We start from the raw sequence: 22039 nt of genomic DNA on the forward strand, positions 1-22039 counted from the left end.
TTAGCCATCAGGGTCTACAAAAAGGTCGGTTAGTAATCGACCTTACCGCGCAGGCTTTTTTTCGCTCCGGCCTTTTTTTTGCTTTCTACTCTTCGCTTTTGTGAGGCTCTGGTGGGTTTGGTAGCCCGCCGGGCTTTCTGAGTTTTGCCGGCATTTTGGATAATCTCTACTAAACGGTTCAGGGCGTCTTCCCGGTTTTGTTCCTGTGTGCGGTAGTTCTGTGCTTTTAGCACCAGAATACCGTCATTGCTGATACGACTGTCTGAGAGTGCCAATAAGCGCTCTTTGTAAAAATCGGGCAGCGAAGAGGCGCGAATATCAAAGCGAAGATGGATAGCGCTGGAGACTTTATTGACGTTCTGACCGCCGCTGCCCTGTGCTCGAATAGCACTGAGTTCGACTTCGGCGGGATCTAACTGGACGTTTCGGCTGATCTGTAGCATTTAACTGAACATTAAACTGTCAGCAGGCGGTTGTCAGAATCTGCTGATAACTGCCCGCTGCCAGGGCTTCTGTTACGGAAGCACTTTTTTATAAGGTTTGACTATGGTGCGCTGGTAAACGCCAGCCGCCATATAGGGATCGGCATCGGCCCAGCTTTGTGCTTGTTCCAGGCTGTCAAATTCAGCGATCACCACAGAGCCGGTAAAACCCGCTTCGCCAGGATCGTCGCAATCAATGGCAGGGCAGGGGCCGGCAACCAGCAATTTTCCTTGGTCTTTTAGGGCTTGCAGACGCGCCAGATGGTCAGGGCGAGCCGCTTTACGTTGCGCCAGGCTATCGGCCTTGTCTTCTGAGAAAAATACATACCACATGCTGTTATCCCTGTTTATTGTCGTCGATTTGTTCGTCTTGTTTTTGCTCTTCCGGCATATAGCGGTAGGCGTACATAATGGTCAGTATGGTAAAGACCAACGTAGCGCCGGTCATGCCGAAGACCTTAAAGCTGACCCAGATATCCTGACTGAAGCCATAAGCCACGTATATATTGGCCAGGGCACTGGCAATAAAAAAGGCTGCCCAGCTGAGGTTAATACGTTTCCATATAGGTTCGGGAAGCTCCATAGCGCTGCCCAATAATTCTTTCAGGGCTGGACGTTTCATTACCTGACTGCCCAGCAAAATGGCGGCAAAGAGCACATACACTATGGTGGGTTTCCACATAATGAAGTGCTCGTCATGTAAGGCGATAGTCAGGGTGCCGAATACCACAATCATGGCAAAAAACACCCACTGTTTTTTTGGGATTTCTTTGGTGCGCAGATAGGTCACCAGCATTTGTACCGCGGTAGCCGCCATCAGTGCACCGGTTGCCCAGAAAATATCGGCAAATTTATAAGCCAGGAAGAACACCAGCAGGGGCAGGAATTCCATCAAAAATTGCATAGTCGCGTATACCTCTTTATCGCAATGAGAGGATAGTACCGATTTTTGTCATTGCAGGACAGGGCAAGATTGTGAATAGATATATCGGTAGGAGAAAAGGGAGGCAGCGCCGAATGACGCTGCCTTGCATTTTACTTGTTGGTGGCGGCTTTCATGCCGGCAACAAACTCGGTTAAACGGGTCAGCATCATGTCTTTGTTATCCAGGTGCTGCTCGATGATTTTGACCGTTGCAGAGCCGGCAATGGCACCTGCCGCCCCTGCCTGGATGGCAGCCTTGACCTGTTCGGGTTTGGAAATGCCAAAACCCAGGATAGGCTTAGCAGCACCTACCTCATGCAGTTTGTTAATCAGGTCCGTGGCCGGCATATCGGCGGCGGTTTCTGTCCCTGTGACCCCAGCTCGGCCCAGCAGATAGGTATAGCCGCTGGATAGCTCGCCAATTTGCTGCAAAGTGGCTTGGGAGGCATTGGGCGGTGCAATCAGGATTTGCTCAATGCCGTGCGCTTTGGCGGCAGCCATAAAAGGCTCGGCTTCACGAAGGGGCACATCGGCAATCAAAATGGAGTCTACGCCCGCCTCGGCAGCCAGCCGGTAAAATTCATCAATACCTGGGGCTAATACCAGATTGCTATAGAGCAACAAGCCAATAGGAATGTCTTTATGGCGTTCGCGGATGCGATGAATAATGGCCAGACAGTCACGGGGCGTCACCCCTTTACCCAGGGCGCGAATAGCGGATTTCTGGATAGTCGGGCCATCAGCTATGGGATCGGAAAAAGGAATGCCCAACTCCAATGCGTCGGCACCGCCGGCCACCAGGGCCTCTACCACCGCGAGGCTGGTTTCGACATCCGGATCACCTAAGGTGACAAAGGGTACAAAGGCGCCTTGTTTTTCGCTTTCCAGGCGCTGGAACATTTGCGTGTATCTATCCATTGTGGGCATCCCCTTTCAAAAACTGCTGTACGTGGGCCAGGTCTTTATCACCACGGCCGGACAGGTTAACCACAATCAGGGTTTCCTCTTCAGCGGCATCGGCCATGTTCAGGGCATGGGCCAGCGCATGGGAAGACTCCAGTGCCGGAATAATCCCTTCTTTACGGGCCAGTAACTGGAAGGCATTCAGGGCTTCTTCATCGGTGACCGATTCATAGGTGGCACGACCAATATCATGCAAATGGGCGTGCTGTGGGCCAACTGCCGGATAATCCAGGCCTGCCGATATCGAATAGGACTCTTCAATTTGCCCTTGGGGGGTTTGCATAATATAGCAATAAGCGCCATGCAAAATACCCTTAGTGCCCTTGGCAATAGCGGCACCATGCTCATGGGTGTGCAAACCTTTACCGGCTGGTTCAACGCCAATAAGCTTAACTTCTGGGGTATCAATAAAGTCGGCGAAGGCACCAATGGCATTAGAGCCACCGCCCACACAGGCCACCACTGCATCGGGCAGACGACCTTCTTTTTCCAGAATCTGGGCGCGAATTTCTTCGCTGATCATCTTATGGAATTCCCGCACTATAGTCGGGAAAGGGTGGGGGCCGGCAGCCGTTCCCAGCAAATAGTGGGCATCCTGGTAGCTGGCTGACCAGTCACGCAGGGCTTCATTAACCGCGTCTTTGAGGGTGCCTGAGCCGGCGTTAACCGGAATGACTTCGGCGCCCATCAAACGCATGCGAAACACATTGGGTGCCTGACGTTCAACATCTTTGGCGCCCATATAAATACGGGCTTTTAGTCCAAGTAATGCACAAGCCAGCGCGGTAGCCACGCCGTGCTGTCCGGCGCCGGTTTCGGCAATTACTTGGGTTTTACCCATGCGTTTGGTTAGCAGGGCTTGTCCCAGTACCTGATTGGTTTTATGTGCACCGCCATGTAATAAGTCTTCACGCTTAAGGTACAAGGTGACCTTAGGGTTACTGACCAGGTTACGGGTCTTAGTTAATGGCGTAGGACGTCCGGCATAATCATTCAGCAGGCTTTTAAATTCCTGTTGAAAGTCGGGGTCTTGCTGAGCGTCGATAAAGGCTTGCTCTAACTGGTCAAGGGCTGGAATTAACAATTCGGGTACGTACATGCCGCCGTATTCACCGAATTTGGTAGGAAGCTGTTTACTCATCAGTAGTCTCTTAATTGGGCAAATAGTTGCTGTAATTTTTGCGGATCTTTCACGCCAGGACGATTCTCTATGCCGGAGTTTACATCAAGTAGCGCCGCACCGGTGGCTGCCGCCTGTTTTATATTGTCGGGGTTAAGGCCACCGGCTAGGGCCAACTTGGTCTTATCGTTGATGTCGCAGAGCAAGGTCCAGTCGAATTGTTGGCCAGTGCCACCGAAGTTGCTGCCTATTTGGCAATCCAATAGATAGCAGTCAACCCGCGGGTTATCCATCGACGGCAGGCTGGTAGCAACGCCGAGGGCTTTCCATATTTGGCAGTCGGCAGGCAATTGGGTGCGTAGCGCGCGGATATAGTCGCTGCTTTCCTGACCATGCAACTGCACCGCTGCCAGTTTCAGCGCGGTGGCCAGTTGCGTAACTTCATCCAGGGGCGCGTTAACGAATACACCCACGTACTGAAAGGGAACCTGTTCAACAATGTTTTGCGCCTGGCTCTGGCTGATGCGGCGCTTAGACTGCTCAGCAAAGATCAATCCGCCATAGCTGGCGCCAATGGTTTTAACTGCACTGGCATCTTCTATGCTGGTTAAGCCGCAGACTTTAACTTTGCCAAACAACAGTTGCTGTACGGCCGTCGTTAAGTCTTGTTGCGCCATTATTGAACTGCCAACCAGAAAACCGTCGGCCAGTGGCGCTAAACGCAATACATCCTGGTGGGTATAAATACCCGACTCGGAGATGATCAGTGCATCTTCGGGAAGCAATGGAGTCAGAGTTTCCGTGGTGGCCAGATCCGTACTTAAGTCACGCAGGTTACGGTTATTGATACCGATGATCTTAGCGCCAAGGCGCCCTGCGCGAATCGCTTCTTCTTCATTGGACACTTCGGTCAGTACATCCAACTGATAATGGGCGGCCAGCTCGGCCAGTTCCAGATACTGCGCATCGTCCAACACCGATAACATCAGCAGTATAGCGTCAGCGTTATAGTAGCGGGCCAGATGCACTTGATAGGGGTCGATAAAAAAGTCTTTGTTCAGTACCGGTTGACTGACACGTTCGGTAACGTACTGCAGATAGTCATAGCTGCCTTGAAAATACTTTTCATCGGTGAGTACCGAAATAGCTGCAGCATAAGGTTTATATGCGGCTAAAATTTCATCCAGGTCGAATACGGGTCTTATCAGCCCTTTGGACGGCGAGGCCTTTTTACATTCAAAAATAAATCCAGCCTGAGGCTGGCTTAAAGCCTCGAACATGCTTTTGTTTGACGGTGTCAGGCCGTCGATAAAACTTTCCAGCGGCAGCGCCTGTTTGCGAGCGATAAGCTCTTGGCGTTTATCTGCGACAATTTTTTCCAATACGTTGGCCACATTTTACTCCTGACTGATGGCTGCGCTAAGTTGAATTAATTCCAATGCTTTTTGGCCCTGCATTATGTCCATGGCCATTTCGGCCCCTTGGGCGAAACTGTCGGTTTTACCCATCAGGGTTAACAGTGCGCCGGTGTTAATAGCCACGGCCTGGCAATGGGCGGCTTGTCCCTTACCGCTGAGTACCGCTTCAATCAGCCGTTTATTTTCTTCGGGCTCGGCGCCGGTAATGGCACTGATGGGCTGTTCGGGTAGACCAAAATCGGCCGGGGTCAGGGTAAATTCACGAATTTCACCATCTGCTAAGGTTGCTACCTGGCTTGGGCCATGCAGGGCAAACTCATCCAGACCGCTACCATGTACCACCATGGCCTTTTGATAACCCAACAGTTTCAGGGTTTCGGCAAAGGGCCTGACCAGTTCGGGTAAATAAACGCCGATCAGCATATGCGTCGGCTTGGCCGGGTTAGCCAATGGCCCCAATAGATTAAATAAGGTGCGGGTTTTTAGCGCTGTTCTGACCGGCATGGCGTGGCGAATACCGGCATGGTAATTAGGTGCAAATAAAAAGCACAGGCCTGACTCATCCAGGCAGCGTCTGGCGGTATCTGCACTCATGGTCAGATTCAGGCCAAACTCACGAAACAGATCGGCGGAGCCTGACTTGCTCGATACGCTGCGGTTGCCATGCTTGGCCACTTTAATACCGCATGCTGCACCGACAATGGCGCTGGATGATGAGATATTCAGGGTATGAAAGCCGTCACCACCGGTGCCGACAATATCGGCAAATTCATAATCCGGGCGGGGGAAGGGGGCAGCATGGCTGACCAGCGCTGAGGCCGCACCGGCAATCTCGGCGGGGGTTTCACCACGCACTTTCAGCGCGGTTAGCACCGAGGAAAGCACAATGGGATCCATATTGCCTTCTATCACCTGACTGAACAGACCGAAGCTTTCCTCCTGAGTGAGAGGCTGCAAGGCGTAGAGTTTTTCTAACTGATCTTGCATCTTGTTTATCCTTGTTGGTTACACAGATAGTCAATACTCTGGGAGAGCAGTTGGCTACCTTGAGAGGTCAGAATGGACTCGGGGTGAAATTGAAAGCCCAACATATTGTCATGTGCCTGGTAGACCGCCATGGGCACCTGTTGGTAACTGGCCAGTACCTCCAGTCCTTCTGCCAGTTTGGTGGCCATCAGCGAGTGATAGCGGGCCACCGGCAGTGGGTGAGGGAGTGCGGTGAACATTTTGTCCTGGCAATGGTTGATGGCCGAAGATTTTCCGTGCATCACCTCGCCAGCGCGGCCCACTTCACCACCGTAATGTTCGACAATGGCCTGGTGGCCGAGGCAAATGCCCAATATCGGGAATTTCCCTTGCACTAGCTTTAAGAGCGCAGGCATACAGCCAGCGTCACTGGGCGTGCCGGGGCCGGGGGATAGCATTAACAAGGCATTACCTTGGCAGGCTTGCATTTGACTGAAAATAAACTCGGCATCCAGATTGTTGCGATAGACGGTTAAGTCAAACCCCTGGCAGCGCATTTCATCCACCAGGTTGTAGGTGAACGAGTCAAAATTATCGAGTAAAAAAACGTGGGGCTTGTTCATGCCAATTTCTCCTGATGCGCGTCAACAATGGCGCGTAACACCGCCTGAGCTTTACTGCGGGTTTCATTGGCTTCGCTGACAGGATCCGAGTCATACACCACGCCAGCGCCAGCCTGCACATAGGCCGTCCCCTGTTGAACAAAGGCCGAACGGATCACGATACAGGTGTCCATGTCTCCCTGACTATTCAGATAGCCTACTGCACCGCCGTAGCTGCCACGGCGCTGCTTCTCTACGTCACGAATCAGCCTGGCGGCGGACACTTTCGGCGCGCCAACCAAGGTGCCCATGTTCATACAGGCCTGGTAGGCATGTAGCGCGTCCAAATCCGCGCGAAGCTGACCCACCACACGGGAGACCAGATGCATCACTTGCGAATAACGGTCGACCTTGAGTAAATCTTTGACATAGCGGCTGCCAGGTACCGAGACCCTGGCAATGTCGTTGCGGGCTAAATCCACCAACATAAGATGCTCGGCTTTTTCCTTGTCATCTTCGCGCAGGTTCAGCTCAATGCGGCTGTCCAAATCCATATTGATGCTGCCATTAGGGTTAAAGCCACGTGGCCGGGTACCGGCAATGGGATAGACCTCTACCTGATTGCTCTGGCTGCAGTATTTGAGGGCTGACTCTGGTGAAGCGCCGAAAATACAAAAGGCGTCATCTTGCAGGAAGAACATATAAGGGCTGGGGTTTTGTTGTTTGAGTTTCGCGTAGGCAAGGTGCGGATCGGGACAGGGCAGGCTGAAGGTTCTGGACGGTACGACCTGAAAAATGTCGCCGGCCAGAATATGCTCTTTCAGCGCGCGCACATCCTGTTGGTAGATATCGTCGCTCTTGTCCACGCTAAGCTGCTCGCGACTGACGCGGGGGACGGCCTGTTGCTGGTAGCTGCCGCCTTGCACCAATTGTTGGTTAAGCTGCTCTAAGCGCTGACTGACCGCAAAGTAATTTTGCGCTACGTTGTTGCCGGAAAACACACTGCCGATAATATCGGTTGTCTGAGTCTGATGGTCTATCAGGATCAGGGTTTCGGCCAGATAGAACACAAAATCCGGACAGGTATTGGCACCATTGGGCACGTCAGGCAGGTTTTCAAAGCCGCCCAGTAAGTCATAGGCAAAAACGCCACCTAAAAATACCGCATGGGGATGCTGACGCAGCGGCTGAACCTGATTGACCAGGGTGCGCAGACTGTCAAACACCGACTTGGCTTTCAGGCGACTGTCCTCATCAAGCTGGCTGTCGTTTGGCGCAAAAGTCAGGGTCAGGGAGTCGTCACTGGCTTGTTGAACCTGACTGGCCTGGCTCTGCTTAACCAACAGCGGCAGCAGCGCTTGGCCGTTATTTGTCAGAGCCTGCACGCTAACGGTTTGGCCGTGACAGGTTAGCTTGAGTGCGGCATCCACCAATATAAGCTGTTGGCCTTGTTATGACAGAGCCGTTGATAGAGATTTAAAGGGTCAGCCTGATAGCGGCTTGAGACAATCAATGTCTCGACCTTCCCTGGTTGTTCACTTAGTTGCGCTAAACTCATGTTGTTGTTCCGAAAGTATAAAAACAAAAAAGGCCCGCAGATGCGGGCCTTCAGAATGCTTTTCCAAGCACAAACGCACACAGCCCGCTAGTTCGGGTTGTGCCACCACCAAATTGTGTTGATTGCGTTGATGTTCATGGATTCTTTGCCTGAATGAGGTACGTTCTTCGTACCAAATTGTTATAATCTCGATGCTTTATAGAAGAAAACAAAATAGATGTCCTGTCAATAGTCAATGTGGGAAAAGATGAAAATAGATTTGCACAGCCATACCCATCACTCCGATGGGGCGCTATCGCCCCGGGAGTTGGTAGACAGGGCGCATAATATGCAGCTAGACGCGTTGGCCATTACGGATCACGATACGGTGGCAGCCATTGATGAAGCCAAGGCTTACCAGCAAACCCAGAAGCGGCCGTTGTGGCTTATTCCCGGGGTGGAGATATCCACTCGTTGGCATGGCTTTGATATTCATGTGCTAGGACTGAATATTAATCATCAGGATCCCGGACTGCTGGAGCGATTGGCAGGCCAGAGTAAGGCCCGTGAAAAACGTGCCAGAGAAATGGCCGACAAGCTCGCCAAGGCCGGTATTGATGGTATTTATGAAGATGCCAAAACCCTGGCTGGTGTGGGGCAACTCACCCGTTCACACTTTGCCAGAGCACTGGTGAAACGTGGGGCGGTAAAAGATCACGAAGATGCCTTCAAAAAATACCTGGGCAAGGACAAGCGTGCCTTTGTTAAACCCCAGTGGCCGGAGATTCCAGACGCTATTCAGTGGATCCATGACGCCGGCGGGAAGGCCGTGCTGGCGCACCCCGCACGTTACGATCTGTCTGCCAAGTGGCTGCGCCGCTTGTTGGTGTTTTTTGCCGAATCTGGCGGTCATGGTATGGAAGTGACACACCCGCAACTGGCACCGGATCTAAAACGCCAGTTAGCCTGTTATGCCAAGGAGTATGGACTGCAAGCGTCTGCGGGCTCTGACTTTCATTTTCCCGGCCGCTGGACCGAACTTGGCCGCAATTTGCAGATGGATCCCGAACTAATACCGGTTTGGCAAAGCTGGCCGGCACCGGAAAACGTCACAGAGTAAGCAGGTAAAGCGCAAAAAGCGCTTGCCATGCCAACCACTTATGCCACCATTAGACTATATGTGTTTACTGAGCCAGTGAATGAGTCAGTTTTTCTATGTCCATCCGGACAATCCTCAGCAACGCTTGATGAAGCAAGCAGTCGATATGATAAGAAGTGGTGCCGTGGTGGTTTATCCCACCGACTCCGGTTATGCCATTGGTTGTCAGCTAGACGACAAGCATGCCCTTGAGCGTATTATCCGTATTCGCGAGTTAGGCAAAGACCATAACTTTACACTGATGTGTCGTGATATGTCGGAATTGTCGGTTTACGCCAGAGTGGATAATCAGGCGTTCAGACAGATCAAAAATAACACCCCCGGTGCCTATACTTTTATTCTCAAAGCCACCAAGGAAGTCCCTAAACGCTTGCATCATCCTAAGCGTAAAACCATTGGTCTTCGTGTGCCGGATAACCGCATCGCGCTGGCGCTTTTGGAAGAGCTTGGTGAGCCGCTGATGTCTACTTCGTTGATTTTGCCGGGTAACCAGCTGGCAGAGTCGGATCCGGAAATTATCCGCGATATGTTGGAAAAACAAGTAGATCTCATCATAAATGGTGGCCATCTTGGTGAACATCCCACCACAGTGCTGGATCTGTCTGAAGGCGAATGCGTGGTGATCCGTGAAGGAGAAGGAGATATTTCCGCCTTTGTCTGAGCCTCAGGATACGCAAAACGACAACCTCACAAGAGCGCCAGTACAGCAGCCGCTGCCACTGGCGTTTGTGCATGGTGAAGCCTTTCTTGAAAGACCAGAAGACTTGTATATTCCTCCTGATGCGTTGGAAGTGATCCTGGAGAGTTTTGAAGGGCCTCTGGATTTATTACTGTATCTGATTCGTAAACAAAAATTCGATATAGCCAGCCTGCCCGTTTTACAAATTACCCGTCAGTACATGGAATATGTGGAGGTCATGAAAGACCTTAAATTGGAATTGGCCGGAGAATATTTGTTAATGGCGGCCATTTTGGCGGAGATTAAATCCAGGGTATTGCTGCCCAAGCGCGCTGATGCGCCTGAGGATGAGGAAGACCCAAGAGCCGAGCTGATTCGTCGACTGCGCGAATACGAAGCGATTAAGCAAGCAGCCCAGGAACTGGATAGTTTGCCCCGTCAGGAACGTGATTTTTTTCTGGCCGCTGCACAAACCAGCGAGAATTGTCAGCCTATTCGTATTCTGCCGACGGTAACGTTGCAAGAGCTGGTGTTGAGTTTTCAGGATGTATTGACCCGTGCAGCCGCCTTTGAGCACCACCATATCAAGCGGGAAGCCCTTTCTACCCGCGAGCGAATGAGTGCCATTTTGGAGCGACTGGAGGGTGAAGCACAATTTGTGGCTTTTCAGGCCCTGTTTACGGTAGAAGAAGGGCGAGCAGGGGTAGTGGTGACCTTTCTGGCGGTATTGGAACTGGTGAAGGAGTCGCTGATAGAGTTAGTGCAAGCGGCACCCTACACACAAATTCACGTAAAAGCCTGCCAGCCGTTGGAGGATGCCTATGGCACGGATCTCGAATGAACAATTAAAACAGCTGGTTGAGGCGGCTATTTTTGTGGCCGATGAGCCTATCAGTGCCGAGCGTCTGCAAGAAACGGTGTTGCTGGATCTGAAAGTCAGCCAAAAACGTCTGAAAGCTATTCTTGATGAGTTACAGCTGGACTATCGCCCCCGTGGCGTTCAGTTAATTAAGGTGGCCAGCGGCTATCGTTTTCAATCTATGGATAGTCTCGCCCCTTGGTTATCCAAGCTCTGGCAGGAACAGGCACCACGTTATTCTCGTGCCTTGCTGGAAACGCTGGCATTGATAGCCTACCGTCAGCCTATCACCCGGGGCGAGATTGAAGACGTTCGCGGCGTATCGGTCAGCACACATATTATTAAAACCCTCAGCGAGCGGGGCTGGATAAAAGTGGTTGGGCATAAAGAGGTACCAGGACGGCCAGCGCTTTATGCCACCACCAAGGCGTTTTTGGACTACTTCTCTCTTGGTCATTTGGATGAATTGCCATCCGAGCTGGACTTTACTGCGTTGGCTGACACCGTTGTCCCTGATGGTCAGATAAAACCGGATAGCGAAGAGCTACACTAACACTGGTGCATAACCCGCTTGGCGAGTAGAATAGCGGCCTTTTTAACGCTAATGTTCATTGGGAATATGGCGAACGCGAGGCGCACGTGAGCGAAAAACTGCAGAAGGTACTGGCCAATGCCGGTGTCGGTTCCCGTCGGGAGATGGAAAAGTGGATTACCGGAGGCCGGGTGTCTGTCAATGGACAACTTGCCACACTGGGACAACGGGTTGAAGCCGAAGACAAAATTCGGGTCGATGGCAAGCTGTTGGATATCCAAACCGAGAAGCCCATTTGCCGGGTGTTGATGTACAACAAACCGGAAGGGGAGCTCTGTAGCCGTAGCGATCCGCAAGGCCGTTCCACCGTGTTTGATCGTTTGCCTCGCATCAAGCAAGGCCGCTGGATTGCCGTCGGTCGTCTGGATATCAACACCAGTGGTTTATTGCTGTTCACTAACGACGGTGAGTTGGCTAATCGCTTGATGCATCCCAGCCACGAGGTTGAGCGCGAGTACGCGGTACGGGTGTTTGGTGAAGTGACAGACGAGATGATTCGTCGTCTGAAAAATGGTGTCAAACTCGAAGATGGAGATGCCAAATTTACCACCATTCGCCGCCATCCAGGTGACGAAGAAAGCATGAACCAATGGTTCAATGTGACCCTAAGTGAAGGCCGTAATCGAGAAGTACGCCGTATGTGGGAGTCACAAGACGTTAAAGTCAGTCGCCTTATACGTGTTCGCTACGGTGACATGGAGCTGGAAAAGCGCCTGCCGCAAGGTGCCTGGGTGGAGTTAAAGCTTAAAGATGTGAACGCGCTGCGTAAGCTTGCTAATTTGCCACCAGAAAAAGACACCATGTTGCCTGCTGACGATAAAAAGCGCCTGGATCATGTGCGTATCTCCCGGATGCGTCGTGCCGTACGTAAGCATCAGATAAACAAAAAGTAGTTAGCCATTCGCCGCCAGCGCGGCGCTTTGTGGCGAGCCTTTCCTGCTCGTCACATACACCCTTGTTGGAGCGGTTATGCAAACAGTTGTCGTCAGGCATTGGTACGGGTTTGGCTTGGCACTGCTCACGGCAGTGTTGTGGGGCATGTTACCGGTTGCGCTTAAACTGTGTCTGGAAGTGATGGATGCCATCAGTATCACCTGGTATCGCTTTACCGCCGCCGCACTGGTGGTAGGAATTATGCTCTACAAGACTAAGGCTCTGCCCCCTATGCGGGCGATCAGTCGCACCAATAACCTACTGATTGCCGCCGCCGCTGTTGGTCTGATTGCTAACTATGTGTTGTATTTGCAAGGGTTAAACTATCTGAACCCGGAAACCGGCCAGGTTGTTATTCAACTTGCGCCATTCTTGCTGATGATTGGCGGCATTCTTATCTATAAAGAACAGTTTAACCGGCTGGAAAAGTTAGGCGCCCTGATTCTGCTTTCTGGTTTGATGTTGTTTTTTAATGACCGTTTACCCGTGCTCTTCAGCTCGTTGGGAGAATACACACAGGGCGTCCTGCTGATCGTTGTGGCGTCTATTACCTGGGCCTGGTATGCACTGTCACAGAAAGTCTTGTTAAGAGCAGTTACTGCCAAGCAGCTCACATTAATTTTATACTCTGCGGGTGGGGTGGCGTTGCTGCCGTTTTCAGACTTGGCCTCAGTAACACAACTTAACTCCCTGCAAATGTGGGCACTGGTGTTTTGCTGTGCCAATACGCTAGTGGGCTATGGCGCTTTTACTGAGGCACTGAATGTCTGGCATGCGTCCAAAGTCAGTGCGGTAATTGCCTTGGCACCGCTGTTTACCTTTGCCAGTATGGAAATGGCGGTATGGGTTTGGCCAGACCATTTTGTTGCCAGTGAGCTGGATACATGGGCCTATATTGGTGCCGGTATGGTTATGCTGGGTTCTATGTTAGCCGCGGCCGGCAAAGCCAAGGCAAAGCAAGCCTGATGTTGCATATTCTGCTGCATGCACTTATCCCGTTACTGATTGCCTTAAGTTTTGCCGGTAAACAGTGGCGCAAGGCGTTTGTGATAATGATGCTCACCATGCTGGTGGATCTTGACCATTTGCTGGCGACTCCCATTTATGACCCACAGCGCTGCAGTATTGGTTTTCACCCTTTACACCAATGGCCTTGGTTTATCTTATATGGACTGCTGGCATTCTTACCTAAGACACGTTGGATTGGCGTGGGCTTAGTGATTCATATGTTGTTGGACTGGCAGGATTGTTATTTTTAAGGCGAGGGAAGGGGAGATAAGGCAGGCAGCCGCTCAGACTACCCGCCTTTTGTGACCTGTTTAGGGGACGACCACAATTTTGCAGCCGTTAGTCGCGCCTTCGGTTTCCATTTCATCACCATAGGTCATGATAAATTGATCGCCAGACTCAACCAGATTCAGTTCTTGTAAACAGGCAATCACATCATTCTTCAACTGACCAGGTACGCTACCTGTGGAATCAAAGTAGACGGGCTTGACGCCGCGGTACAAGGCCATCACATTCAAAGATTGTTGATGACGTGACAAACCATAAATAGGCAGGCTACTGGTAATACGTGACATTAGTCTGGCGGTACCCCCACTTTCGGTCAGGGCAACAATGGCCTTGATGCTGGATAAGTGGTTAGCGGCATATACCGCTGACAGCGCAGTCGTTTCGCTGATGGAACTGAAGTGTTCATCGATACGATGCTTGGAGATTTTCACGCTGGGGTGTGTCTCTGCGCCTTCGCATACGCGCGCCATGGCCTGCACGGTTTCTACCGGGAACTGACCTGCTGCTGTCTCGGCTGACAACATCACCGCGTCGGTACCATCCAATACGGCGTTGGCGACGTCCATAACCTCGGCACGGGTAGGCAGGGGGCTGGAGATCATCGACTCCATCATCTGCGTAGCAGTAATCACCACTTTATTCAGTTGGCGGCTGCGAGAGATCAGTTTTTTCTGCACGCCTACCAATTCAGCATCACCGATTTCCACACCTAGGTCGCCACGAGCAACCATTACCGCATCGCTGGCCAGAATGATATCGTCGATAGCTTCATCGCTGGCAACCGCTTCGGCGCGTTCAACCTTGGCGCAAATCTTGGCTTGGCAACCCGCCGCTTCAGCTAACTGACGTGCATAGCGAAGGTCATCGCCATTTCTTGGGAAAGACACTGCCAGATAATCCACGCCCATTAAGGCCGCGGTTTTAATATCTTCTTTATCTTTGTCCGTCAGTGCTTCGGCAGATAAACCGCCACCCTGACGGTTGATACCTTTATTGTTGGACAGTTTGCCGGCAACAGTGACCTTAGTGTGGACTTGATTGCCGACCACGTTTTCCACTTGTAATTGGATACGACCATCGTCCAGCAACAGAATGTCACCAGGACTGACGTCCTGTGGCAGTGCTTTGTAATCGATACCGACCTGTTGCTGATTGCCTTCGTCACGACCTAAGTCAGCATCCAGAATGAAATCGTCGCCGATAGCCAGCTCAACTGGACCGTCGGCAAACTTTGCGACACGAATTTTGGGTCCTTGCAGATCACCCAGAATAGCAATGTACTTGCCTAAACGCTTTGCCACCGCACGCACACGCTTAGCGCGGTTGATATGGTCTTCGGCAGTGCCATGAGAAAAGTTCATTCGTACTACATTGGCACCGGCGGCAATGATGGCTTCAATTCTTTCGTCTGTGTCGGTGGCAGGGCCCAATGTCGCAACGATCTTGGTTCTTCTTAACATGATTTGATTCGCTCGCTTTGTGGCTGGTCGGTATAACAAGCCGACCCGGTTGGATCTCTGAAGGACAGTCTACAACATTTAATGCTGTAATTTTATTACAGAATTCTAGCGAAAAATATGTTGCCTGTGAAACTTTTTAACAGATTAACTGGTAGGAACAGCCAAAAGTTCGCCAGAATCGGCTAAGTGTTGGGCCTTGGGACCCAACACTATGACATTTACTGCTGTTTTTTGTCGTATCGGGATTCGCGCAGGGTGTCTTTAACCCGTTTGAGGTTCTCACGGAACTTGGTTCCCCGGCGCAGTGTAAAGCCAGTGGCCAGAACATCTATCAAGGTTAACTGGGCAATACGGGATGCCATGGGCATATACATATCGGTATCTTCCGGCACATCCAGCGAGATAACCAGGCTGCATTCTTTAGCCAGCGGACTATCTTTGGAGGTAATGCCTATGACGGTAGCGTCATTCCCTCTGGCAATCTGGGCAATCTCCACCAAACTTTTGGTGCGCCCTGTGTGGGAAATTAGTACCACCACATCTTCTTCTGAGCTGTTCATACAACTCATGCGCTGCATCAGGATATCGTCGAAGTAGACGACGGGCACATTAAAGCGGAAAAACTTGTTCAGTGCATCGTGAGCCACGGAAGCCGAGGCTCCGAGACCGAAGAAGGAAATTTTTTGCGCTTGGGTAAGCAAGTCCACTACGCGGTTGATGATATTAACGTCCAGAGATTGGCGTGCAACTTCCAGGGCGGCCATAGTAGATTCAAAGATCTTCTTGGTATACTCGTCAGGCCCGTCTGATTCCTCGACGTGACGGTTCACATAAGGTGTACCGTTGGCCAGGCTTTGTGCCAGGTGCAATTTAAAGTCAGGGAATCCCTTGGTGTCCAGACGACGACAAAACCGGTTAACGGTAGGCTCGCTGACATTGGACATCTTGGCCAGCGTGGCGATGCTGGAATGAATGGCCGTCTGTGGATTGGCCAGAATCACTTCCGCGACTTTACGTTCAGACTTGCTGAACAAGGCTTGGCTTTGACTGATTTTTTCAAGAATGTTCATAGGCGCTGCAGAATCTACTTATAATTGTAAGAGTCTATTTTTGTAAGTTTTTGACAGATTTGCTAGCTTTTTCGCCCATTTTTGTGGGAACGCTTGGCAAGCGTGCATAAAAACTTACAAGTCAAGTTGTAATTTTACTACATTTGATGTTTACTAACGGGAAGTTTACCAAGTCAACCGATGGTTATTTAGTAAATTTACCGCGTTTTGGTAATTTTTTTGATTTTATTTTAATCGGGTTGAATCTCATGGTGTTGGAAAATACTGTTGAACCTTGCGACTTTGTCATCTTTGGTACCAAAGGGGACCTGGCACGTCGCAAACTCTTACCATCATTGTACCAGTTGGAAAAAGCTAATCTGGTTCACCGCGATACCAAGATAATTGGTGTGGCTCGTCACGAACACAGCGACGCCGAGTATGTTGCCATGGTTCGTGAGAATATCGAGAAATTCAGCGGTGAGGCGTTATGTGAGGATACCTGGGCAAGATTTTCCGCCAAACTGGATTATGTTTGCCTGGATATGCAGGACGCGAAAAGCTACGACTCCTTCAAGAGCCATGTCAACGCCGCCCGCACTATGGTTTGCTATCTGGCCACACCACCTTCTATTTATGGTGATATCTGTAAAGGCCTGAATGAAGCCGGCATTATCGACCCAAGCATGCGTGTGGTGCTGGAAAAACCCATAGGTCATGACCTGGCTACGTCCAAAGTCATTAATAACCAGGTTGCCGAATACTTCAACGAGAATCAGATTTACCGCATTGACCATTATCTGGGTAAAGAAACCGTACTTAACCTGATTGCACTGCGTTTCGCCAACAGTATTTTCGCCACTAACTGGGATCATAACTGTATCGACCATGTACAGATCAGTGTGGCCGAATCGGTCGGTATCGAAGGACGTTGGGGCTACTTTGATGAAGCCGGACAAATGCGTGACATGGTGCAAAACCATTTGTTGCAAATTTTGACCCTGATTGCCATGGAGCCACCAACGACACTGGATGCAGACAGCATTCGTGACGAGAAACTCAAAGTGCTTAAAGCATTGCGCCCCATTAATAGCAGCAACATCAGTGAGAAAACCGTTCGTGGTCAGTACACCGGTGGATTTGTAAAGGGGCAAGAAGTACCGGGTTACCTGGATGAGCCTGATGCTAACCAGAAGAGTGAAACCGAGACCTTTGTCGCACTGAAGGTGGAAGTGGATAACTGGCGCTGGGCGGGTGTGCCGTTCTACTTGCGTACCGGTAAGCGTATGCCGACCAAAGTCAGTGAGATTGCGATTTACTTTAAGCCGCAGCCCCACAACCTGTTCAAAGACAGTTTTGCCAAACTGCCACCCAATAAACTGACGATTCGTTTGCAGCCGGATGAAGGGGTGGAAATCACCGTGATGAACAAGGTGCCTGGCTTGACCGGCTCCAGTTCCATGAATCTGCAAAAATCCAAGTTGAACCTGAGCTTCTCAGAAACGTTCGGAGATGAGCGCATTGCCGATGCTTACGAAAAGCTACTGTTGGAAGTCATGATTGGTAATCAGGCGCTGTTTGTTCGTCGTGATGAAATCGAACAGGCTTGGACTTGGGTTGATAGCATCATAGGTGCATGGGAAAGCAGTAACGAACCTGCAGAGCCTTATCAGGCCGGTACTTGGGGACCTGTTGCCTCTATTGCCTTAATGGCCCGCGATGGTCGAGCCTGGTACGAAAGTAAAGTAGGTAGGAAGTAAATGAAAGAATCTAACTTTCCTTCTGTTGACGCGCTGAATAAAGGTTTTGCTGAGCAAATCGCTGCTTTATTGCGTGATGGTATTGCCGCACGCGGCAAAGCTAGCTTGATTGTTTCTGGCGGCCGCACCCCGCAAGGTATGTTCGCCCAGTTGTCTGAGCAGACGTTGGATTGGTCAAAGGTGGTGATTAGCCTAGCCGATGAGCGTTGGGTGGATGCCACGGATGATGCCAGTAACGAGAAAATGGTACGCGAGCATTTACTCAAGAATAAAGCCGCTGAGGCGCGCTTTGTTGGTCTGAAAAACGCAGCAGCTGATGCCCTGCAGGGTGTTGCTGGCTGCGTCAGTGAATTTAAGCAGATTCCAGCGCCTTTTGATGTGGTGATTTTAGGCATGGGCGAGGATGGTCATACCGCCTCGTTGTTCCCTTGTTCTGCACAAATAAAGCAGGGACTGGACCTTAACTACCCAGAACCTTACCTGGCCGTTCAGCCGACCACGGCACCCCATTGGCGGATGTCGTTGTCTCTGGCGGCGCTGTTGGATAGCCGTAAGTTATTTTTACACCTGACCGGCGAGGGCAAGAAAGCCGTGCTTAACCAAGCACTGACCGGCACAGATGAATTTGAGATGCCCATACGCGCGGTACTGCAACGTGCCGATGTGGAATTGGTGTGGGCACCCTAGGAGAGAATTATGCATCCCACCATCCAGGAAGTTACCGAGCGCATTATTGAGCGAAGCAAAGCGACGCGCGCTGAGTATCTGGCCAAAATTGAAAAAGCCCGCCGTCAGGGGCCGCACCGCGGCGTGTTGTCTTGTGGCAACCTGGCGCACGGTTTTGCTGCCTGTAACAGCGAAGACAAAGCTAGCTTAACCAGCATGACTAAGGCTAACGTGGCCATTGTATCGTCTTACAATGACATGTTATCCGCGCACCAACCTTATGAAAGCTATCCGCACATGATCAAGGAAGCGATTCTTGAGGTGGGCAGTGTGGCGCAGTTTGCCGGTGGCGTACCAGCCATGTGCGACGGCGTGACACAAGGTAACCCTGGTATGGATCTCAGCCTGATGAGCCGCGACGTAATCGCGCAATCGACGGCTGTGGCACTGTCTCACAATATGTTTGATTCGGCGTTGATGCTGGGGATCTGTGACAAGATTGTGCCCGGATTGCTGATTGGCTCATTGGCTTTTGGCCATCTGCCTACCGTGTTTGTGCCGGCAGGCCCCATGCCGTCTGGTATTCCTAATAAGGAAAAAGCCCGGGTGCGTCAGGCCTATGCCGAAGGTAAGGCAACCCGTGAAGAGTTGCTGGAAGCCGAATCCAAGTCTTACCACAGTGCCGGCACTTGTACCTTTTATGGAACTGCCAACAGTAACCAGTTGGTGGTCGAAGTGATGGGCCTGCATTTGCCGGGTTCTTCCTTTGTTAACCCAGGCACGCCGCTGCGTGATGCCTTAACCCGTGCCGCAGCCGTGCAAGCAACCCGTCTGACCGATCTGGGTGATAATTACATGCCTATTGGTCATATTGTGGACGCCAAGAGCATTGTGAATGGCTTAGTGGCCTTGCTGGCAACCGGTGGCTCGACGAACCACACTATGCACTTGGTCGCAGTGGCGCGTGCAGCCGGTTACCTGATTAACTGGGATGATTTCTCGGATATTTCCAATGCAGTGCCATTGCTAACCCGTATTTACCCCAACGGCTCGGCCGACATAAACCACTTTGTGGCCGCAGGTGGTATGGCGCTGCTGTTCCGTGAACTGCTGGACGCTGGCTTGCTGCATAACGATGTGAATACCATCTGTGGCAAAGGCCTGGAGCAGTACACCAAAGAACCGGTACTGGAAAACGGCTCGCTGGTATGGAAAGACGGCCCGAAAGCGTCTCTGGATACCTCGGTATTTTCGTCCGTGAGTGCGCCATTTAAACCCGACGGTGGTCTGGCGGTACTGAACGGTAACCTGGGGCGCGGCGTTATCAAAACCTCTGCGCTGCGTGATGGCAAAACCCATATCAAAGCACCGGCTGTGGTGTTTGAAGATCAGTTTGACCTGGACCGCGCTTTTAAAGCCGGTGAGCTGGACAGAGACTGTATCGTGGTGGTGCGTTTCCAGGGACCCAAAGCCATAGGTATGCCCGAATTACACCGCCTGACGCCGCCTTTGGGGGTATTGCAGGATCGTGGATATCAGGTTGCTCTGGTGACCGACGGCCGTATGTCTGGTGCTTCTGGTAAGGTACCAGCGGCTATCCATGTCACCCCTGAAGCCTATGATGGCGGACTGCTGGCTAAGGTGCAAGACGGTGACATTATCGAGCTGAATGCCGAAAACGGTGAGCTGACGCTAATGGTCGATGAGGCTGAGTTGGCTCGCCGCGAGACTAAGTTGGCTTCACTGGATAACCATGTGCAAGGTATGGGACGCGAGCTGTTTGCCGGTATGCGTGCCAGTTTAACTGGTGCCGAAGAGGGTGCCTGTTCCTTGTTCGTTAAGCAGGTACAAGCGCTATGACAGCCCAATTTGTGGCAGACGTAGGCGGAACGAATATCCGCCTGGCGCAAGTGGTGAACGGTCAAATTACCCAGGTTAAAAAATACCTGTGTAATGACTATGCCACTATTGCTGATGCCATTCGTGCTTACACCCAGAGTTTTTCAGCGCTTAAGTTTACCGCCGGCTGCATTGCTATCGCCTGTCCGGTGGACAAAGACCTGATCAAAATGACCAATCATAACTGGCAGTTTTCCAAGTCGGCCCTGAAAGCTGAATTGGCCTTGGATTGCCTGGAAGTGATTAATGATTACACCGCCATTGCTATGTCGCTGCCGGTGTTGACCGACGAGCAAAAGGTGCAAATCGGTGGTGGTCAGGTGCAGGCTGGACAGAATATCGCCGTATTCGGTCCTGGAACCGGCTTGGGCGTTGGCCATTTGACTGCTATTGAAAGCGGCTGGCAGTGCTTGGACGGTGAGGGTGGACACGTTGATTTCGCCCCCATCGACGAGCTGGATCTGGTTATTTGGCGTTTTCTGAATAAGAAATATCAGCATGCCTCAGCCGAGGAGGTTCTTTCCGGTCGCGGCCTAGTGCAGGTTTATCAGGCGCTCGCTGAGCACGCCGGACAAGCTGCGACCTTAAGTGAACCTGCTGATATTACCCATAAGGCCTTGAGTGGCGAGTGCCCGTTGTGTCTGGCAACGCTACAGCAGTTTTGCCGGATTATGGGCAGCTTTGGCGGCAATCTGGCTTTAAATTTGGCCACCTTTGGCGGTGTATATATCGCCGGCGGCATAGTGCCGCGCTTTGTAGAATTTTTACGTGATAGTGAGTTCCGCCAGCGCTTTGAAGCCAAAGGGCGTTTTAAAGACTATGTGGCGGCGATTCCCACGTTTGTTATTACTGAACCGGATCACGGCCTGATTGGTACGGCCGCTTACTTGACCCAGCATTTTAAAGGTTAATCTCGATGACTAAAGATTGGATGATTTCTTCCGAGCAACTGTTCGCTCAAGGACCTGTGGTACCTGTGCTGGTGATCAAGGATGTGGCACACGCAGTGCCGTTAGCCAAGGCGTTAATTGATGGTGGTATTCGGGTGTTGGAAGTGACGCTGCGTACCCCGGCCGCCATAGACGTGATTCGCGAAATTGCCGACAAAGTGCCTGAAGCCTTGATTGGTGCCGGTACGGTAACTAATGCCACGCAGCTTAAGCAAGTTGCCGATGCTGGTGCAAAGTTTGCTATCAGCCCTGGCTTGACGACTGAGCTGCTGGAGGCGGGTAATGCTTCTAAGATTGCATTGATCCCAGGAATTTCTTCGATTTCTGAGCTGATGAAAGGCCGTGACTTGGGCTATACCCACTTCAAATTCTTCCCCGCAGAAGCATCGGGCGGGATTAAGGCGCTAAAATCTATCGGTGGCCCTTTCCCAGATGTGGTGTTCTGTCCTACTGGCGGTATTGGTGCGAATAATTATCTGGACTACCTGGCACTGCCTAATGTGCGCTGTGTGGGGGGCTCCTGGCTGGCCCCTGATGATGTGGTCGCCGAGGGTAACTGGGCCAAGATCACTGAGTTGGCAACGCAAGCGGTGAAGGGCGCTGCAGCCGTTGATAACGCTTGAGTCTTAGTGCAGAGTGCATAGAATAAAGCCGGCTGTTCGCCTAATGCCGATCAGTTAAGAAATATTCGAGCGATCGGTTGACCGATCCTTCGAGGCGTTCAG

General features: G+C 51.4%; 22 protein-coding genes and 1 pseudogene. 12 read left to right on the forward strand and 11 right to left on the reverse strand.

Features of this window, described 5'->3' with window-relative positions:
• Positions 1-29: 29 nt before the first annotated feature.
• The 9 genes and pseudogenes from arfB to IEX02_RS18975 all read right to left on the reverse strand — a co-directional run bounded on the left by arfB (position 30) and on the right by IEX02_RS18975 (position 8033).
• Positions 30-443, reverse strand: a complete 414-nt coding sequence (gene arfB / locus IEX02_RS18935; RefSeq protein WP_188698943.1) for an alternative ribosome rescue aminoacyl-tRNA hydrolase ArfB — start codon at positions 441-443, stop codon at positions 30-32.
• A 72-nt stretch (positions 444-515) separates the two neighbouring features.
• Positions 516-815 carry a YciI family protein gene (locus tag IEX02_RS18940; RefSeq protein ID WP_188698945.1) on the reverse strand — a complete coding sequence of 100 codons (300 nt, stop codon included), beginning with the start codon at positions 813-815 and terminating at the stop codon, positions 516-518.
• 4 nt (positions 816-819) lie between these two features.
• Positions 820-1386, reverse strand: a complete 567-nt coding sequence (locus tag IEX02_RS18945) for a septation protein A (protein WP_188698947.1) — start codon at positions 1384-1386, stop codon at positions 820-822.
• Between the two features lie 131 nt (positions 1387-1517).
• Positions 1518-2324, reverse strand: a complete 807-nt coding sequence (trpA, locus tag IEX02_RS18950) for a tryptophan synthase subunit alpha (RefSeq protein ID WP_188698948.1) — start codon at positions 2322-2324, stop codon at positions 1518-1520.
• Positions 2317-3510, reverse strand: a complete 1194-nt coding sequence (gene trpB / locus IEX02_RS18955; RefSeq protein ID WP_188698950.1) for a tryptophan synthase subunit beta — start codon at positions 3508-3510, stop codon at positions 2317-2319. Before trpB ends, trpA begins: the two co-directional genes overlap by 8 nt.
• Complete coding sequence (gene trpCF / locus IEX02_RS18960) at positions 3510-4883, reverse strand: bifunctional indole-3-glycerol-phosphate synthase TrpC/phosphoribosylanthranilate isomerase TrpF (protein ID WP_188698952.1); 1374 nt, start codon at positions 4881-4883, stop codon at positions 3510-3512. Before trpCF ends, trpB begins: the two co-directional genes overlap by 1 nt.
• 3 nt (positions 4884-4886) lie before the next feature.
• The gene (gene trpD, locus IEX02_RS18965) at positions 4887-5894 is read right to left on the reverse strand and encodes an anthranilate phosphoribosyltransferase (RefSeq protein WP_188698953.1); all 1008 of its coding nucleotides are present in this window, start codon (positions 5892-5894) and stop codon (positions 4887-4889) included.
• A 5-nt stretch (positions 5895-5899) separates the two neighbouring features.
• Positions 5900-6496, reverse strand: coding sequence for an aminodeoxychorismate/anthranilate synthase component II (locus IEX02_RS18970; protein WP_188698955.1), 597 nt, complete (start codon positions 6494-6496; stop codon positions 5900-5902).
• Positions 6493-8033 (reverse strand): annotated as a pseudogene (locus IEX02_RS18975) (anthranilate synthase component 1). The gene IEX02_RS18970 and the pseudogene IEX02_RS18975 overlap by 4 nt, the downstream one beginning before the upstream one ends.
• Before the next feature lie 247 nt (positions 8034-8280).
• Here IEX02_RS18975 and IEX02_RS18980 point away from each other — a divergent pair.
• From IEX02_RS18980 to IEX02_RS19010, 7 genes are all read left to right on the forward strand, one after another.
• On the forward strand, positions 8281-9132 hold the full coding sequence (locus IEX02_RS18980) for a PHP domain-containing protein (protein ID WP_188698957.1): 852 nt from the start codon (positions 8281-8283) through the stop codon (positions 9130-9132).
• 79 nt (positions 9133-9211) lie between these two features.
• Positions 9212-9832, forward strand: a complete 621-nt coding sequence (locus IEX02_RS18985) for an L-threonylcarbamoyladenylate synthase (RefSeq protein ID WP_188698959.1) — start codon at positions 9212-9214, stop codon at positions 9830-9832.
• Positions 9825-10691 (forward strand): segregation and condensation protein A, encoded by an 867-nt coding sequence (locus IEX02_RS18990; protein ID WP_229702294.1) that lies wholly within the window; start codon positions 9825-9827, stop codon positions 10689-10691. Before IEX02_RS18985 ends, IEX02_RS18990 begins: the two co-directional genes overlap by 8 nt.
• Positions 10672-11262: an SMC-Scp complex subunit ScpB gene (gene scpB / locus IEX02_RS18995; protein ID WP_188698961.1), complete on the forward strand. Its 591-nt coding sequence runs from the start codon at positions 10672-10674 to the stop codon at positions 11260-11262. The genes IEX02_RS18990 and scpB overlap by 20 nt, the downstream gene beginning before the upstream one ends.
• 86 nt (positions 11263-11348) lie before the next feature.
• Positions 11349-12194 carry a 23S rRNA pseudouridine(2605) synthase RluB gene (gene rluB, locus IEX02_RS19000; RefSeq protein WP_188698963.1) on the forward strand — a complete coding sequence of 282 codons (846 nt, stop codon included), beginning with the start codon at positions 11349-11351 and terminating at the stop codon, positions 12192-12194.
• Positions 12195-12270: 76 nt separating this feature from the next.
• The gene (locus IEX02_RS19005; protein WP_188698965.1) at positions 12271-13200 is read left to right on the forward strand and encodes a DMT family transporter; all 930 of its coding nucleotides are present in this window, start codon (positions 12271-12273) and stop codon (positions 13198-13200) included.
• A complete protein-coding gene (locus tag IEX02_RS19010) occupies positions 13200-13493 on the forward strand; it encodes a DUF6122 family protein (protein WP_188698967.1) in 294 nt (97 codons plus the stop codon). Before IEX02_RS19005 ends, IEX02_RS19010 begins: the two co-directional genes overlap by 1 nt.
• Positions 13494-13553: 60 nt before the next feature.
• On the opposite strand, the gene pyk is transcribed toward IEX02_RS19010, so the two are convergent.
• Together pyk and IEX02_RS19020 are read right to left on the reverse strand one after the other, a co-directional pair.
• Entirely contained in the window at positions 13554-14990 is a 1437-nt protein-coding gene (gene pyk, locus IEX02_RS19015; RefSeq protein ID WP_188698969.1) for a pyruvate kinase, read from the reverse strand.
• A 218-nt stretch (positions 14991-15208) separates the two neighbouring features.
• Positions 15209-16060, reverse strand: a complete 852-nt coding sequence (locus IEX02_RS19020) for a MurR/RpiR family transcriptional regulator (RefSeq protein WP_188698971.1) — start codon at positions 16058-16060, stop codon at positions 15209-15211.
• 248 nt (positions 16061-16308) lie between these two features.
• Here IEX02_RS19020 and zwf point away from each other — a divergent pair, with 248 nt between their 5' ends.
• The 5 genes from zwf to IEX02_RS19045 are packed head-to-tail and all read left to right on the forward strand — an operon-like array spanning position 16309 to position 21937.
• The gene (zwf, locus tag IEX02_RS19025; protein WP_188698972.1) at positions 16309-17799 is read left to right on the forward strand and encodes a glucose-6-phosphate dehydrogenase; all 1491 of its coding nucleotides are present in this window, start codon (positions 16309-16311) and stop codon (positions 17797-17799) included.
• Positions 17800-18486: a 6-phosphogluconolactonase gene (gene pgl, locus IEX02_RS19030; protein ID WP_188698974.1), complete on the forward strand. Its 687-nt coding sequence runs from the start codon at positions 17800-17802 to the stop codon at positions 18484-18486.
• A gap of 9 nt (positions 18487-18495) precedes the next feature.
• Complete coding sequence (gene edd, locus IEX02_RS19035) at positions 18496-20325, forward strand: phosphogluconate dehydratase (protein WP_188698977.1); 1830 nt, start codon at positions 18496-18498, stop codon at positions 20323-20325.
• Positions 20322-21275, forward strand: a complete 954-nt coding sequence (locus IEX02_RS19040) for a glucokinase (protein ID WP_188698979.1) — start codon at positions 20322-20324, stop codon at positions 21273-21275. The genes edd and IEX02_RS19040 overlap by 4 nt, the downstream gene beginning before the upstream one ends.
• 5 nt (positions 21276-21280) lie before the next feature.
• Positions 21281-21937 carry a bifunctional 4-hydroxy-2-oxoglutarate aldolase/2-dehydro-3-deoxy-phosphogluconate aldolase gene (locus tag IEX02_RS19045; RefSeq protein WP_188698981.1) on the forward strand — a complete coding sequence of 219 codons (657 nt, stop codon included), beginning with the start codon at positions 21281-21283 and terminating at the stop codon, positions 21935-21937.
• Positions 21938-22039: the final 102 nt, after the last annotated feature.

This window comes from Bowmanella pacifica (assembly GCF_014645355.1).
Taxonomy (GTDB): domain Bacteria; phylum Pseudomonadota; class Gammaproteobacteria; order Enterobacterales; family Alteromonadaceae; genus Bowmanella; species Bowmanella pacifica.

Bases quoted from the DNA above. Each gene is read 5' to 3' on its own strand.
- IEX02_RS18970 (WP_188698955.1), bottom strand. From the start codon at position 6,496: ATGAACAAGCCCCACGTTTTTTTACTCGATAATTTTGACTCGTTCACC.
- trpD (WP_188698953.1), bottom strand. From the start codon at position 5,894: ATGCAAGATCAGTTAGAAAAACTCTACGCCTTGCAGCCTCTCACTCAG.
- IEX02_RS18985 (WP_188698959.1), top strand. From the start codon at position 9,212: ATGAGTCAGTTTTTCTATGTCCATCCGGACAATCCTCAGCAACGCTTG.
- arfB (WP_188698943.1), bottom strand. From the start codon at position 443: ATGCTACAGATCAGCCGAAACGTCCAGTTAGATCCCGCCGAAGTCGAA.
- pgl (WP_188698974.1), top strand. From the start codon at position 17,800: ATGAAAGAATCTAACTTTCCTTCTGTTGACGCGCTGAATAAAGGTTTT.
- IEX02_RS19010 (WP_188698967.1), top strand. From the start codon at position 13,200: ATGTTGCATATTCTGCTGCATGCACTTATCCCGTTACTGATTGCCTTA.
- IEX02_RS18940 (WP_188698945.1), bottom strand. From the start codon at position 815: ATGTGGTATGTATTTTTCTCAGAAGACAAGGCCGATAGCCTGGCGCAA.
- trpA (WP_188698948.1), bottom strand. From the start codon at position 2,324: ATGGATAGATACACGCAAATGTTCCAGCGCCTGGAAAGCGAAAAACAA.
- edd (WP_188698977.1), top strand. From the start codon at position 18,496: ATGCATCCCACCATCCAGGAAGTTACCGAGCGCATTATTGAGCGAAGC.
- trpB (WP_188698950.1), bottom strand. From the start codon at position 3,510: ATGAGTAAACAGCTTCCTACCAAATTCGGTGAATACGGCGGCATGTAC.
- IEX02_RS19020 (WP_188698971.1), bottom strand. From the start codon at position 16,060: ATGAACATTCTTGAAAAAATCAGTCAAAGCCAAGCCTTGTTCAGCAAG.
- pyk (WP_188698969.1), bottom strand. From the start codon at position 14,990: ATGTTAAGAAGAACCAAGATCGTTGCGACATTGGGCCCTGCCACCGAC.
- scpB (WP_188698961.1), top strand. From the start codon at position 10,672: ATGGCACGGATCTCGAATGAACAATTAAAACAGCTGGTTGAGGCGGCT.
- IEX02_RS19045 (WP_188698981.1), top strand. From the start codon at position 21,281: ATGACTAAAGATTGGATGATTTCTTCCGAGCAACTGTTCGCTCAAGGA.
- IEX02_RS19040 (WP_188698979.1), top strand. From the start codon at position 20,322: ATGACAGCCCAATTTGTGGCAGACGTAGGCGGAACGAATATCCGCCTG.
- IEX02_RS18945 (WP_188698947.1), bottom strand. From the start codon at position 1,386: ATGCAATTTTTGATGGAATTCCTGCCCCTGCTGGTGTTCTTCCTGGCT.
- IEX02_RS19005 (WP_188698965.1), top strand. From the start codon at position 12,271: ATGCAAACAGTTGTCGTCAGGCATTGGTACGGGTTTGGCTTGGCACTG.
- zwf (WP_188698972.1), top strand. From the start codon at position 16,309: ATGGTGTTGGAAAATACTGTTGAACCTTGCGACTTTGTCATCTTTGGT.
- IEX02_RS18980 (WP_188698957.1), top strand. From the start codon at position 8,281: ATGAAAATAGATTTGCACAGCCATACCCATCACTCCGATGGGGCGCTA.